Source organism: Limosilactobacillus reuteri subsp. simiae, assembly GCF_020784875.1.
Taxonomy (GTDB): Bacteria; Bacillota; Bacilli; order Lactobacillales; family Lactobacillaceae; genus Limosilactobacillus; species Limosilactobacillus reuteri_H.
The window spans coordinates 37,117-51,580 of the sequence record NZ_JAJGUI010000112.1; the positions used below are offsets into that span (position 1 = coordinate 37,117).

12 protein-coding genes and 1 riboswitch are annotated in these 14,464 nt (G+C 37.5%); of the genes, 6 read left to right on the forward strand and 6 right to left on the reverse strand.

Features of this window, described 5'->3' with window-relative positions; translation table 11 throughout:
• Positions 1-104 precede the first annotated feature (104 nt).
• Positions 105-203: riboswitch (purine riboswitch) on the forward strand.
• Positions 204-308: 105 nt separating this feature from the next.
• Both LMC10_RS08275 and nhaC read left to right on the forward strand, forming a co-directional pair.
• On the forward strand, positions 309-1,637 hold the full coding sequence (locus tag LMC10_RS08275; protein WP_003669313.1) for a nucleobase:cation symporter-2 family protein: 1,329 nt from the start codon (positions 309-311) through the stop codon (positions 1,635-1,637).
• Positions 1,638-1,948: 311 nt separating this feature from the next.
• The gene (gene nhaC, locus LMC10_RS08280; RefSeq protein WP_229269501.1) at positions 1,949-3,358 is read left to right on the forward strand and encodes a Na+/H+ antiporter NhaC; all 1,410 of its coding nucleotides are present in this window, start codon (positions 1,949-1,951) and stop codon (positions 3,356-3,358) included.
• Positions 3,359-3,400: 42 nt separating this feature from the next.
• On the opposite strand, the gene LMC10_RS08285 is transcribed toward nhaC, so the two are convergent.
• The 4 genes from LMC10_RS08285 to LMC10_RS08300 all read right to left on the reverse strand — a co-directional run bounded on the left by LMC10_RS08285 (position 3,401) and on the right by LMC10_RS08300 (position 7,455).
• The gene (locus LMC10_RS08285; RefSeq protein WP_182587208.1) at positions 3,401-4,954 is read right to left on the reverse strand and encodes a YfcC family protein; all 1,554 of its coding nucleotides are present in this window, start codon (positions 4,952-4,954) and stop codon (positions 3,401-3,403) included.
• A gap of 214 nt (positions 4,955-5,168) precedes the next feature.
• The gene (locus LMC10_RS08290; RefSeq protein WP_229269502.1) at positions 5,169-5,924 is read right to left on the reverse strand and encodes an SDR family NAD(P)-dependent oxidoreductase; all 756 of its coding nucleotides are present in this window, start codon (positions 5,922-5,924) and stop codon (positions 5,169-5,171) included.
• Between the two features lie 10 nt (positions 5,925-5,934).
• Positions 5,935-6,672 (reverse strand): IclR family transcriptional regulator, encoded by a 738-nt coding sequence (locus LMC10_RS08295; RefSeq protein WP_229269503.1) that lies wholly within the window; start codon positions 6,670-6,672, stop codon positions 5,935-5,937.
• A 129-nt stretch (positions 6,673-6,801) separates the two neighbouring features.
• Positions 6,802-7,455, reverse strand: a complete 654-nt coding sequence (locus LMC10_RS08300; protein ID WP_182588561.1) for a histidine phosphatase family protein — start codon at positions 7,453-7,455, stop codon at positions 6,802-6,804.
• 131 nt (positions 7,456-7,586) lie between these two features.
• On the opposite strand from LMC10_RS08300, the gene LMC10_RS08305 reads away from it, so the two are divergent.
• The 3 genes from LMC10_RS08305 (at position 7,587) to LMC10_RS08315 (ending at position 11,383) form a co-directional block, all read left to right on the forward strand.
• Positions 7,587-7,850 carry a hypothetical protein gene (locus LMC10_RS08305; RefSeq protein ID WP_003665058.1) on the forward strand — a complete coding sequence of 88 codons (264 nt, stop codon included), beginning with the start codon at positions 7,587-7,589 and terminating at the stop codon, positions 7,848-7,850.
• A 125-nt stretch (positions 7,851-7,975) separates the two neighbouring features.
• Entirely contained in the window at positions 7,976-10,105 is a 2,130-nt protein-coding gene (locus LMC10_RS08310; RefSeq protein ID WP_019253715.1) for an LTA synthase family protein, read from the forward strand.
• Positions 10,106-10,261: 156 nt separating this feature from the next.
• Entirely contained in the window at positions 10,262-11,383 is a 1,122-nt protein-coding gene (locus LMC10_RS08315; protein ID WP_229269504.1) for a glycerol dehydrogenase, read from the forward strand.
• 157 nt (positions 11,384-11,540) lie between these two features.
• Here the strand turns inward: LMC10_RS08315 and LMC10_RS08320 are convergent, their stop codons facing one another.
• Together LMC10_RS08320 and LMC10_RS08325 are read right to left on the reverse strand one after the other, a co-directional pair.
• Positions 11,541-12,395, reverse strand: coding sequence for an alpha/beta hydrolase (locus tag LMC10_RS08320; protein ID WP_229269505.1), 855 nt, complete (start codon positions 12,393-12,395; stop codon positions 11,541-11,543).
• A 68-nt stretch (positions 12,396-12,463) separates the two neighbouring features.
• On the reverse strand, positions 12,464-13,675 hold the full coding sequence (locus LMC10_RS08325) for a D-alanyl-D-alanine carboxypeptidase family protein (protein WP_229269506.1): 1,212 nt from the start codon (positions 13,673-13,675) through the stop codon (positions 12,464-12,466).
• A 70-nt stretch (positions 13,676-13,745) separates the two neighbouring features.
• Here LMC10_RS08325 and LMC10_RS08330 point away from each other — a divergent pair, with 70 nt between their 5' ends.
• Positions 13,746-14,327: a hypothetical protein gene (locus tag LMC10_RS08330; protein WP_229269507.1), complete on the forward strand. Its 582-nt coding sequence runs from the start codon at positions 13,746-13,748 to the stop codon at positions 14,325-14,327.
• Positions 14,328-14,464: the final 137 nt, after the last annotated feature.

The window sequence follows — 14,464 nt, forward strand, 5'->3', positions numbered from 1 at the left end:
ATTAACCGGATCATAAAAAAGCTGAACGTTAGTCATACAAATCAATCTAAAATATCACTAATACCGAACAAAGCATTGAAAATGTTCGGTATTAGTGATAGGATAACTACATCAAATAAATAGCCTATATAATACCGAAATATGGTCGGTTAGTCTCTACCTAAAGCCGTAAACTTTAGACTATAAGCGCTTCTTAAAAACTGACACTGTCTGTTTTTAACTTAAAGCTTTTAAAAATCGGTAGAGAGGCTGAATTTTTTCAGTCTCTTATTTTTATTTAGGCGTGTTAATTTTTGGGGAGGTATATTTTGAAAGAACCTGTTTCATCTATTCAAGCACCTAGTCGTCATACTAAAATTGATTTCACTCGTCAATGGCAAAATTTTGTCCTTGGTTTCCAGCACTTACTTGCAATGTATTCTGGGGACGTTCTTGTTCCGTTATTAATTGGACATTACTTACACTTCTCCACGCTTCAAATGACTTACCTAGTCTCGATCGATATTTTCATGTGTGGTGTCGCAACCCTCTTACAATTAAAGCGAACACCATTAACTGGGATTGGTTTGCCAGTTGTCCTCGGGTGTGCAGTTCAAGCTGTTACTCCCCTCGAAACAATTGGTGGAAAGTTAGGAATCACTTATATGTATGGGGCCATTATTGCTGCCGGGATTTTTGTTTTCCTAATTGCTGGCTTTTTTGCCCGCTTAAAGAAGTTTTTTCCACCGGTCGTTACTGGATCTTTAATAACTATTATTGGATTTACCCTTGTTCCAGTAGGTTTTCAAGACTTAGGAGGAGGTACGCCAACTGCTGCTTCATTTGGTGATCCCGCTAACCTCCTTATCGGCTTTCTAACAATTGCTATCATTCTATTATTCAATGCCTTTGCTCGTGGCTTTATGAAGTCAATTGCTATTTTATTAGGAATTTTAATTTCTTCTTTCATTGCGGGCGCATTAGGCTTTGTCTCTCTTAAACCGGTTAGTGAAGCTGCTTGGTTCCACGCTCCGCAATTATTCTTCTTTGGCGTGCCACGTTTTGATATGAGTGCCATGATCACAATGATTCTTGTTTCGCTCACGACAATGATTGAGTCAACCGGTGTTTTCTTTGCCCTCAGCGACATTACTGGCCGGCAATTAACAACCACCGACTTAGAACGTGGATACCGTGCTGAAGGGATTGCTGCAATTTTAGGCGGACTTTTTAATACCTTCCCTTATTCTACTTTTTCTGAAAATGTGGGTGTTCTTAAAATGTCCGGAGTGAAAAGCCGCCAACCCGTTTACTATGCCGCCTTTTTACTCTTATTACTTGGTCTTTTACCTAAAGTCGGCGCCCTCGCAACGGTTATTCCAGAACCTGTCCTTGGGGGTGCAATGATTGTGATGTTTGGGATGGTCGGTGTTCAAGGAGTTCAAATTCTCCATAAAGTTGATTTCTCTAACAATGCCAACCTTCTTACTGCATCTGTTTCAATTGGACTAGGATTAGGGATTACCATGTATCCGCAACTGTTCCAGCATATGCCAACTGAATTTCAAATCATCCTGGGTAACGGGATTGTCGTCACCAGTCTTTCAGCCGTTCTTCTTAATCTGTTATTTAATCATCGGTGGGCTAATCATGATTAATTCTCATTCTTTTTTAATTTAGTTGTTGACATTCAAATCTCAGCACGATATTATAATTTCAACAATTATCGTTTCAGTAGAACCTTCGTTGGGCGTAAGAGAGCCGGTGGTTAGGTGCGAACCGGTCAGGCGGAGTGTTTCGAATTATCACGTGATCTGAATTGTCCGGCCATATTCAGTGCCGTTACCACCTGATATGAGTGCGCATAAAATCAAGATGCGTAGGTGGGTGGTACCGCGATTAAAATAATCGTCCCGTTGATACTTTTATCAACGGGACTTTTTTATTTCTTTTCTAAGGAGGAACAACGATGAAGAGTATTCGTTTTAAAGAGGCAGTAACCCTCTTACTTATCATGCTAATAATTTTAGGGACTGCCGTGATTAAGTTTGGCTTATCACCACAGATTCCCGTCCTATTTGTCATTGCTTTACTTATTTTTTGGGTTAAGTTTCGTGGTGCTAGTTGGGATGAGATTCATAAAGGTATCCAAGAAGGAATTGGGACCGCAATCATCCCCATCTTTATCTTTATCCTTATTGGTGCATTAATTGCCGTTTGGATTCAAGCTGGAGTCATCCCTACAATTATGATCGTCGGCTTCAAACTGATTAACAGCCAACTTTTTGTCCCATCAACATTCATTGTCTGTTCTTTAGTCGGTCTCTCCATTGGTAGTGGTTTTACAACTATTTCGACAATCGGAATTGCTTTATTTGGAATGGGAGTTGCACTTAATGCTAATCCTGCGCTAGTAGCGGGTGCGATTATTTCGGGAGCCGTTTTTGGTGATAAAATGTCGCCACTCTCTGATTCAACTAATCTTGCCTCTGCAATCGCAGGTAGTGACCTTTTCGCCCATATCAAGAATATGATGTGGTCAACGATTCCTTCTTTTATCGTTTCGCTAATTCTATTCTGGTTCTTTGGTAATTCTGGTTCCCATATGAGTGCTGGCAAGATCGCCCACACAATGGCTATTCTTAATCAACAATTTACAATTTCATGGTGGGCCCTATTACCAATCGTCTTAATGTTTATCTGTGCATGGCGCCACATTCCTGCTATTCCAACCTTATTTATCAATATCATCGTTACAGTAGTCATGATCTTCTTCCAAAAGCCAGGAACCTCTCTTCAATCCCTCGCCAAATTAGTTAGTGATGGCTTCGTTGCTCACACTAGCGATGCAACTGTTAATACGCTGCTTACCCGTGGTGGGATTAGCAGTATGATGGGAACAGTTTCCTTGATCATTGTTACCCTTTCGCTTGGGGGAATTTTGATGAAGTTTAACATTGTTCAGTCAGCAATGAAGCCGCTTGTTGACCACCTTCATAAGCCTGGCAGCCTTATTACTGTTACAATTCTTTCGGGTATTGGAATCAATCTTTTTGTTGGGGAGCAATACCTATCCGTTATTCTTCCCGGTAAGGCATTTAAGGGTGCGTTTGATAAAATGGGTCTTTCACCATTAGCTCTTAGTCGTGTCCTTGAAGATGGCGGAAGTGTTATTAACTACTTAATCCCATGGGGAGTTGCCGGATCATTTGCCGCCTCAACCCTTGGTGTACCAGTCCTTCACTTCCTACCATTTGCTTTCTTTAGTCTTTTTTCACCAGTTTTCTCAATTTTAAGTGGAGTTACGGGAATTGGTTTGAAGTGGCAAAAAGGAAAGCAACGCAATACTACGAATGAAAATCAAATAAAGGAAGCTTAAAAAAATCTGGGTTTGAGAATTTCTCTTACCCAGACTTTTTTATTATCCTGCAATTAATACTTCTGTTACCAATAATCCACCACCAAAGATTAAAACAAAGACAACTACCGGCCACACGAACCGCAGCCAATGGGAATATCGCATATCAAGCATTTGCAAAGTTGCCATTACTAATCCAGTCGGTGCTAAGAATAACATTGCATATTGACCAAATTGATATGCAGTAACAACTGTATACCGTGGAATGTGAACCGTATCAGCTAGCGGCGCTAAAATTGGCATTGCTAGCACTGCTAAACCAGATGATGATGGAACGATAAAGCCTAAGACAAAGAATACCAACATCATCACAATAATGAAAAATGATCCGTTCATATGCGCAACCATTTTTGAAGAAGCATAGAGAATTGTATCAGAAATATAGCCATCATTAAGCACTTTATTAATTCCTCGTGCCAAACCAATAATTAATGATACACCGACTAAACTAGCTGCTCCATCAGAAAAAGCTGTTGTGGTCTTATATTCTCCCAAACCATCTTGGTGCCCAAAACAAGTTAAAAACATAATAATAATAGCAATTGTTAAGAAAGCAGATGCCATGTTAGGGAAGGCCCATCCTTTGGCCATTACTCCCCAAATCATAATTGGGAAGGCGCAAGCAAATAAAATTAAAATAATTTTCTTTTTTAATGTAAACCGCTGATCTTTTTCTTCGCTAGTAGCCATTCCCCACATTTGATCAAATTTATCCCGATCATCATACGAATAGGAAAACTGTGGGTTCTGTTGTACTTTGCGTGCATACCAATGCAGATAAAATAATAAACAAGTAACTGCAATTACCAAGCCAAAAATTCGTCCTGCCATTCCTTGCGTAAAAGTTGTCCCAGCAGCATTTGACGCAATAACAACTGAAAACGGATTGATGACTGAAAAGGTTGTTCCGAGCGAACTTGCCAAGAAAATGGCCCCAACACAAACAATTGAATCATACCCCATCGCAATAAAAACTGGGGCTAAGATTGGGTAGAAGGCAACCGCTTCTTCTTCAATCCCACATAGCGTTCCACCAAGTGCTAGTAAAACTGTCACGAGGAACACCAAAATAAATTCTTTCCCCTTAGTCTTGGTAGATAATGCTGCTAGTCCAGATTCAAAAGCTCCACTTGCTTTAACAACACCAATCAAGCCACCTAAGACTAAGATAAAAATCATAATATCGACTGATTCAATCGTACCGTCGACCATACTAGAGAAAATATCACTGACCGAAGCCGGATGCTGTTCAAGCCGTTTATAAGTTCCTGGTACTGAAATTGGCTTATTAATTGCTCCTGATTTAAACTGGTCGACATCAATTTGAATGTGCAATTTATCTAATGTTGCCTGTGTCGCAGGATAACTAATTTTTTCTCCAGTTGGTTGCGTTACTTGGAGATGATTATTAACATATGCTAGCTTAGAATAACTTCCCGCTGGAACAATCCAAGTAAGCATTACTGCGATCACTGTCAGAAAGAATAAAATTGTAAATGCACCTGGCATTTTTAATTTAAACCGATGCTTTTTCCCTGCTGTTGCTTCTCCCATCATCCTCACTCCTTAAGTCTTCTTTCTCCCTTCTATTAATTTTAGCAAGCGTTTTCAACAAACTTCGTAATAAGTCAGATTAATTCAAGAAATGCATATTTATTGTTTAAAAGTAAAAAAACTCATAATGTCCTCCGTATTTGAACATTGTGAGTCTGTACTAATCTCTACTATAAAAAAAGTTAAATATTTAACAGTTTAGTTTCATCACCTATTTTTATTGCTTAGGTTGGCCACTCCAAATGCCATATCCCATTGATGCACCTATATTTTGTCCAGTAATTGCTGTTGCTTGATCCGAAACCAAGAAATAGGCAACATTGGCAATTTCTTCTGGTTCCGCGATTTTCTTTAACGGGCTTGCGTCTCGGTAACTCTGCTTTACTGTTTCTGGATTTTCTTTAAACATCGGGGTATTAGTCGCACCTGGATTAATATTATTCACACGAATTCCATAAGGACCATAATCAAGTGCCATCGATCGAACTAAATTTACTACTGCTCCTTTTGCGGCATTATATGCTGGCATACTATAATCACCAAGTAAACCTGCAACTGAAGCAATATTGATTATGCTACCAGCTCGATGCTGAATCATTCCAGGAATAAATGCTTTTGTCATTAGATAAATTGACTTCACATCAACTGCCATCGTCTTATCCCATTCTTCTTCAGTTAAATCTTGAAGCTGACCTCCAATAAAAATTCCTGCATTATTGATGATTGCATCAATATGGCTATTTTCTGCATTTACTTCGTTACTAAATTCTTCGACTGACCTAGAGTCACCTACATTTACTTGTTTTAGCGTAACTTTTTCAGGGGAATATTTTTGAACAAGCTCTTGATACACAGCTTTAGCTTTATCGAGGTTATGAACCCCCATAATCACATGCCAATCATTCGCTAAAAATTTTTTTGTCATGCTTAGACCCATTCCTGTTCCTGCACCAGTAATAATAATATTTTTCATAATCAATCTCCTAGTTATTAAAGATTTGGCCAGTTAATTGGTTACTAGCTATTTGTAGATCATGAACTAATTTACTAATTTTCCGTCGCTGCAATGTTGTTTTTGTTCCCAATACCCCTAACGTTCCAACTAATTGCTTCTTTTCATCGAATACCGGTACCGCTAAACAACGATTCTCCAATTCCACTTCTTCATCATCTAACGCATAGCCTTGATCTTTAATATTTTGTAAACTATAGGCTAAACTATTTTGATCCGTTAACGAGTTTTTTGTTTGTGCCTGTAGGTTAGTTCTCTTTAATACATCAGTTTGAACTGTCTGATCCATAAAGGCGAGCGCACACTTTCCCATTGCACTAGTATTAAATGCTTGGGCTTTTCCTAACTGATGAAAATCACTCAGTCTTTTTTCGAAGGCAAAGACTTGAGTAATTACTAATTGTTGATTAAATGGCATTCCTAAAAAAGCACTCAGCTCATATTTATCTACCAATGGTTGAACTATCCGGCTTGCAAGCCATCCAACTGGTAAATAATTAGCATTAAAATGCTGATGAACATAGTAACAACGATCAACTTTGATTAAGTCTTTCAACGTGACTAAAGTTTGTAATAAACGATAGGTAGTAGTTTTGTTTAATTTAACATTTTTAGCGATTTCAGTTAACGTACAACCATTTTCTTGTTTCTTGATATAATTTTTTATTTGTTGTGCTTTAACTAAAGTGGTTGAAAAATTATCATTCATAATCTGTCTCCTAATCTACTCGCTTTATTCCGATTAGCCAAAAGTTATAAATAAGTTTCACTATTTGAAATTTTTATTATTTATACTAAAAATACTCCATGCTTTCAAGCACAGAGTATTTATTTATCTTTACTTATTGTATTCAATAATTTCCATATCATTATCAGTCAGCGTTGCGCGCGTCAGACTTCCATTTGCTGGACGCTCAGTCACATCATACTTCCCATGACCAAACCGCTCCACTAAGCTTAAAACAGTATTTCCATGACTTACCCATAAAACATTGGCGTCGTCAGGTAAATCAGCGTTACGAATTAATTCAATCCCTTTGTCCATTCGTTGCCAATACTCTTCATTGTTTTCGGCATCATGAAATGGATCAGCATCCTTTAACCAGTCTTTGGCTTGACCGATGGAATATGCGGTTACAATTTCACGGAAGTTCTTAAAGCCATGAGGGGCACCCGCATTGTACCAAGCAAGGTCCATATTCGTTCCTTCATATGATCCATAAAACTCTTCCCGAAAATAAGGCGCGGTGACTGGATGAGCTACAGAATTAGCGTTATTAAGATTTAAAATCACTTGTGCTGTTTCCATGGCTCGGGAAAGGTCACTACAAAAGGCACCATCAAAGTGAATATTTTGCAACTTCTCACCAGCTACCTTTGCATCTTCTTTCCCCTTCATAGTTAGGGGAGAATTACTCCAACCTTGCAATTTATTGTAAATATTAAAGAAAGTCTGTCCATGGCGAACAAGATAAATATTCAATTTAGTCATAACAATCCCTCCATAATTTTATTGTACCGCTTACAAGTCCTTAAAACTATTTAAGTATTAACTTTGAGCTTTAAACACATATTCTTCATATTCTCCACGTAGACTAAAAAATATAGAAGGAAGGAATTATTATGAAGCTTAGAGACACTAGTCAACCAAATATTGTTGCTGCTAAGATTATTAATGTTACTCCGAAAAATGTTACCGTAATTACTGAAGAAGGCCACTTACTCAAGATTCCATTAACTAAACAGTATCGGGAAGACAAAACTTTACGGGCATCATTGGTTGATATCTTGAAAGCAGGGATATGGATTCCAGTAAATAAAAAGCTAAAAAAATTATTTAGTTACGACTGGCTTTCTGCTCCTGCCTTGGTCCCAGCAAAGAATTAAGTTTCTTCAATGATTTCCATAAAAAGAATGTTTTATAGTAATCTATGATAAAATAATTCTTGATTTGTCGAAATTGCACTTCGATAATATAGAACAAACCATATTGATTGCGAGGAACATTCCTAATGAAAAAATTAAGCAAATTTGTGGATACTAGGATTGGTTTTTTCACCCTCCTAGTTATCCTTTTTTGGTTAAAGACCCTGTTTGCTTACTTTACTGACTTTAAGCTTGGCGTTACGGGAATTTTTCAATACCTTATCTTAATTTTTAACCCGTTAGCGACTACCTTTTTTATTTACAGTTTAGCATTCTACTTTAAGCGTTCGCGGTTCTTCTACCCGGTTATTATGGGCTTAGACATTGCGAACACATTATTACTCTATTTAAATGTCATCTATTATCGTGAATTTACCGATTTTATGACAATTGCTACGATGACTGGTTATTCAAAAGTTAATCAAGGTTTAAGTGGTAGTTCACTTGCCCTCACTAACTTCCATGATGTCTTTTACTGGTTAGATATCGTCGTAATTCTTATTTTAATGCTCTGTAAAGTTATCAAATTTGATCCACGAGCAATTGGAACACGGTTAGCATTCGCATTTAGCTCCGTTGGTCTTGTCTTATTTGGAGTTAATCTGTCTTTTGCGGAAATGAGTCGTCCACAACTGCTTGGCCGGACATTTGATCGTTCCTACATTGTAAAATATCTCGGTATTGATACTTTTACTGGTTATGATTTAGTAAAATCGCAACATATCAATAATATGCGACAAAGTGCTACTAAACCTGAACTACTAAAAGTTAAAAAATTCACTGATAAACACTATGCTCCGGCTAATCCACAAATGTATGGAATTGCCAAGGGTCGTAACGTGATTATTATTCACCTTGAAAGTTTCCAACAATTTTTGATTAACAAGAAGATCAACGGGCAAGAAGTTACCCCATTCCTCAACTCGCTTTATAACGGCAAGGATACCTACTCGTTTGATAATTTCTTCCATCAAGTCGGTCAAGGTAAGACCAGTGACGCGGAAAACCTTTTAGAGACTAGTACATTTGGATTGCCACAAGGATCTTTATTTGCCACACTAGGAAGCGATAATACCTTCCAAGGTGCTCCAGCTATTCTTAATCAACGTGCCGGTTACACGAGCGCAGTCTTCCACGGAAATGTTGCTAGTTTCTGGAACCGCAATAATGTATACAAAAATTTAGGCTATCAGTACTTCTTTGATGCTAGTTATTACGATACTTCTGGAGATAAGGCTACCGGATATGGACTTAAAGATAAGTTATTATTCAAAAACTCGATCAAGTATCTCCAAAGTTTACAGCAACCATTCTACGCTAAATATATTACTGTTACTAACCACTTCCCTTACACGCTTGATGATGAGGATAAAGATCCAAACTTCCAAACAACTAATACCGGGGACAGTAACGTCGATAATTACTTTGTAACAGCTCATTATCTTGATCAATCAATCCAAGAATTCTTTAATTATCTCCAAAAGACTGGTCTTGATAAGAAATCAATCATTATGATTTATGGTGATCATTACGGGATTTCAAACAGTGAAAATACTTCCTTAGCAAGTGTTCTTGGGAAGAGTGCAGATGATTGGACTGACTTTGATAATGCTCAGCTTCAACGTGTACCGCTAATGTTTGTCATTCCTGGTACGGGTCACGGAAAAGTTTATCATACTTATGGTGGGGAAGTTGATGTTCTTCCAACCCTCCTTCACCTATTGGGAATTAGCAGTAAACGCTATATTCAATTTGGAACCGATCTCTTCTCCAGCAAGCATAATCAAGTGGTTGCCTTCCGTAATCGAGATTTTGTTACGCCAACTTATACGAGTGTGGGCGGAACAATTTACAATAACAAGACTGGTAAAGAAGCTAAACTTACCAAGAAGCAGCAAGAGAAATTAAAGAAGGATCAAGATTTTGTAAATGAGGAATTAACTCTTTCTGATTCGTTAAACGAAAAGAATCTCTTGCGGTTCTACCATCCAAAAGGGTTTAAAAACGTTAACCCAGCTGATTACAATTATTCAAATGGTCTAAAACGAGCACAGCGAATCGAGAAGAAGAAGGGAATTAAATCAACAAGTATTTACTCAGAAAATGGTGACCGTTCAACTGTAGATGACTACAGCACTGATGCCCCTGAGCAAAACCACTCTTCCACTGATTCCAACCGTATTAAGATCACTAACCCAGATGCTAATAATAAGTAGGAAGGGTACAAAATAGTATAGTAGAGTCTAGCAGAGCACTGTGTTCTGCTAGACTCTATTTTTTAAGTTTAAGCTAATTTCAATCAGCTAAACTTTCCCTCCATTAATAAAAGTGATATTGTTAACTTGTACACAAAGAATAATGGAGGGATTTTTATGGTTGAAGAATTTGGCTCACCATCGTCTTACATCCAAGGCAAAGGTGTCCTTTTTGAAAGTGATAAGTATCTTAAAAACTTTGGCACAAAACCGTTATTATTGGCTGGCGAAACCGTCTATAAAATTGTAGGTAAGCGTTTTGAACAGTATCTTCAAGAAAGTGGTTATGATGTTACCCGTGTTCAATTTAATGGTGAATCATCCACTAACGAAGTAAACCGGGTCACAGAAATTGGTAAAGAAAATAATGTAACCGTCGTTTATGGTCTTGGTGGGGGTAAAACAGTTGATACCGCTAAAGCAATTGCCGACAATCTCCATCTACCCGTTGTAATTATGCCAACATTGGCTTCAAATGATGCACCTTGTTCACGTCTCTCAGTAATTTATACTGATGACGGTGGATTTGACCATTATCGTTTCTACAACCAAAATCCTGACTTGGTCTTAGTTGATACACAAGTTATCGCTAATGGTCCTGTTCGGATGTTAATTTCTGGAATTGCTGATGCTTTAGCTACTAATGTTGAAGCACAAGCAGTTGCCAAAGCTAATAGTGATACAATGCTTGGTGAAAAACAAACCCTTGTTGGAAATGCAATTGCTCAGAAGTGTGAAGAAACATTATTTAATTACTCGCACTTAGCTGTAGCTGATGCAGAAGCGCATGTCGTTACACCAGCATTTTCTAATATCGTTGAAGCAAATACACTAATGAGCGGTCTCGGTTTTGAAAGTGGTGGTCTATCTGGTGCCCACGCTATTCATGATGGCTTAACAATTTTAGAAGAGACTCATGATTTAACACACGGTGAAAAGGTCGCATACGGTACCTTAACACAATTAATGTTGGAAGGCGCTGACCAGGAACGTTATAACAAGTACTTCCAATTTATTCTTTCTTTAGGTCTACCAACTACTCTTGCTGATCTACATTTAGAAAATGTCACTGATGAAGAATTACTCAATGCTGGAAAAGCCGCCTGTTCAGAACAAGATACCATGGATCGTTTGCCATTTAAGGTAACTCCAGATGACGTGGCTCAAGCATTCCGAGCAGTTGATGCATATACTAAACAATATTTAAATAGTCACCATTGTCATCATAGCCAGATGTAATAAAAGGGGGCTCGAAAAACGAAGCTAGCCTCTGGGAGCCCCCGCAAGCAACAATAGGCCTCTAATGTTCGGTTTTGCCGGACGTTAGAGGCCATTGTTGTACTGCGTATTTGCTTTTTATGAAAGTAAATTAACTTATGTCACAGTCCCTTTTTTGTTATTTACCCCACAAGAAATTAATTAATGCCTTATCAACTTGAGCATTATTATGAAGTTTCGAATGTTGAGCATCTTTTCCTGTTATTTTTAGAACACGATATGACTTTGCCCGAGCAGCCACTAAATACTTAAGTGACAACGAAGATGCATTATCAACAGTGCCATCTGAATGATTGCCAATATCACCAATAATATTAAGAACGGCTACTTGACCTTTCGGATAAGTTTGCCGAACTTCTGTCATTTGACGATATGTGGCGTTCATTTCATTTGGTTTTCCGTCTTTATTTAATTTCATTCCAACTGGTTGCTGGATAGCAGCAGGTACTTGTTTAAAATTCAATCCCGCAAAATGACCTGCGATATCAACCTGTTTTTGTAATTGAGGCATATTCTGCTTTTTACCGTTTTGCAACATATAGTAAATAATCGAAATATTTCCCAGGGAATGACCAACCATATTAATCTTAGTTATGCGATATCGTTTCTGTAATGCTTTTACAACATTTGTCGCATATTCTCCATGCTTATTAAAATCCAACTGCCTATTGTTATCATAATTCACCTCAACAATTGGATTGATGGCCCCTTTATGCATTGAACCATGAAGAGTAACTTTTCCGTTATTAGCAACATCAGCTCGCAGGACTGTGCTCGTTACCCCGGCTTTTTTAGCAGCATTTACCATGTGTTCTTCTGCATGATAACTACTGCCTCCACCATGGAAAAATAGCGTTGGCGTTGTTGATTGCACATACTTACTATGTTTTTGCTGACGCCAAACTGCACCACCAATTATTACCAAGATAACAATTACTATCACTACACCAATCCCAATATGGCTTTTTTTCATAATTTTCACCCGCTTTTTTGTTTACTTAGATTATAAGCCTAAGAACAATAATGCAGTCAAAAATTATTTTAATGTAGAAGACGTTGCCAAAAGTTTCCCCGTCGAACATCATTAGCACTATATAGAGAGTAAGTTAAGGGTTCACCATTAAGCGTTTCTAATTGATCACTCGTTATCCTTAAGTTGCCAACACGTTCCCCTTTCCAGATAGGTGCTTCTAGTTTTTTCTTTTTATATTGTGTTCCAATTGTATAGTTCGTTTTTGTATCGTACGGACTCCAGATAGTTACATGTTGTGGCGTGAGTTTCATTGTTTTTTCAACACCATTAGCTACTTTACGTGTTGTTACTGATGATGGAACCTTTATTTTTTGTAAATGGTCCTCTGTTTTAAGGATCTTATATAAATTCTGCGTAGCCTTAAATCGGTTATCTTTATTGCTCCCTTTTGAATGTAAGATAACAGTAATAATGCGATGTCCCTGATACCTACCTGTACTTGCAAAACAAGCTCCTGCGCTGTCCGAAGTTCCCGTCTTTAGGCCATCAATCGTTACCCCTTTTACAGCATACTGCTCTCCTGGTAACATCTTATTAAGATTTTTTTCAGTCTTAACTTGATCTTTTGCTATTTGAAATTTTACTTCTTTTTGTGCTGTAATTTGCAAAAGTTCAGGATAATGTTTTACAAAGTATTGCGATAAAATAGCGACATCACGTGCACTCATTGTATTCGCAGCATTGTTAGGAAGATCAGCTAACTTAAAACTTTTCATATCTCCATTATCTAATCCAACCGAATTAACAATGTTTGTCTTAGTCATTCCAATTTTTTTGGCTTTTTGCATCATTTTAAGATTAAATTCATCGGTTCCATCCCCGGTAGCAGTTGCAAGTGCGACGGTCGCCCCATCAGCTGACTTTACAAGGGCTGCATTGATTAATGTCCGAACTGAATAAGATTGACCAGATTTTAGTCCGATTGAAGAATAAGCAGCATCATTAGAAATAGCCGCAATTTCAGGAGTTATTTTTACTTGAGTATCCCATGAAAGTTGCTTCTGTTGGATTTCATCTTCAATTACCAAAATAGTTAATAATTTTGTAATTGAAGCCACGGGAAGAGCCTTATCTACATTTTGCTTATAGATAATTTGCCCTGTTGAAGCATCAGCCATGATCGCTGCAGAAGCATCAATTCGATTATTTGCTAATACTGATTGACTTCCCACCATTAGCATCATGAATAGAGATAAAATAAAAACTGTCAATTTTTTCATAAAATCTATTCTCCTATTTTCTCTAAGTACGGTAAGATAAACTTAATAATAAATAATAAAGGAATTCATTATGAATAAAGAACTTAAATCGCTGCTTTTCATCTCAACTGGTTTATTCCTTATTTTTGTTCTAATTTTTAATCTTTATACATATAAAGCTGCTAGATTTATTCCCCAAGCTAGCAAAACAAGTCAAATTCTTAACCAAAATCGACTTCGCGCCCCTAATATCCACCGTTCCTCTGAAAATTGGGCATATCCTAAGATCGATAATGCCCCTATTAAATTGGTCGCCATCAAACAAGCAAAAAGAATTCTAGTTATTAACTCAAATAAGCGCCAAGTTATTTACATCATCCACGCACAGATTAATCTACCAGCACAAAAAAATTCTTTTCGCTTACTTCATGCTCGGGGGCAGCAAATTTATCACATTAATGGTTCCCAGCAAGCCATCGCTAAGAACTGGTTAGGCGTTAACGATGGGAACTACATTGAAACCCCCGTTACAGATATGAATAATCATCAGGTCTCACGCAATCTACGAAAAGCACCCAAAATTGAAAATACTATCCAGGTGTCAACCCCCGATGCTAAATGGCTGCAAACTTTACCTGAAAACACACCCTTAATAGTTAAGGAGGACTATTAATATGATTTCACGCCTAAAACATGGACGTTTTTTTAATCACTTACTTGGAAGTAATCTCACTTTGCTAATTATAATTAGCTTTTATAACCTTCTTACATACTTCATCCCATTAATCAAAATTTCAATCATTCAAATAA

Coding starts and splice junctions, on each gene's coding strand:
- nhaC (WP_229269501.1), top strand. CDS start 1,949: ATGAAGAGTATTCGTTTTAAAGAGGCAGTAACCCTCTTACTTATCATG.
- LMC10_RS08285 (WP_182587208.1), bottom strand. CDS start 4,954: ATGATGGGAGAAGCAACAGCAGGGAAAAAGCATCGGTTTAAATTAAAA.
- LMC10_RS08290 (WP_229269502.1), bottom strand. CDS start 5,924: ATGAAAAATATTATTATTACTGGTGCAGGAACAGGAATGGGTCTAAGC.
- LMC10_RS08295 (WP_229269503.1), bottom strand. CDS start 6,672: ATGAATGATAATTTTTCAACCACTTTAGTTAAAGCACAACAAATAAAA.
- LMC10_RS08300 (WP_182588561.1), bottom strand. CDS start 7,455: ATGACTAAATTGAATATTTATCTTGTTCGCCATGGACAGACTTTCTTT.
- LMC10_RS08305 (WP_003665058.1), top strand. CDS start 7,587: ATGAAGCTTAGAGACACTAGTCAACCAAATATTGTTGCTGCTAAGATT.
- LMC10_RS08310 (WP_019253715.1), top strand. CDS start 7,976: ATGAAAAAATTAAGCAAATTTGTGGATACTAGGATTGGTTTTTTCACC.
- LMC10_RS08315 (WP_229269504.1), top strand. CDS start 10,262: ATGGTTGAAGAATTTGGCTCACCATCGTCTTACATCCAAGGCAAAGGT.
- LMC10_RS08320 (WP_229269505.1), bottom strand. CDS start 12,395: ATGAAAAAAAGCCATATTGGGATTGGTGTAGTGATAGTAATTGTTATC.
- LMC10_RS08325 (WP_229269506.1), bottom strand. CDS start 13,675: ATGAAAAAATTGACAGTTTTTATTTTATCTCTATTCATGATGCTAATG.
- LMC10_RS08330 (WP_229269507.1), top strand. CDS start 13,746: ATGAATAAAGAACTTAAATCGCTGCTTTTCATCTCAACTGGTTTATTC.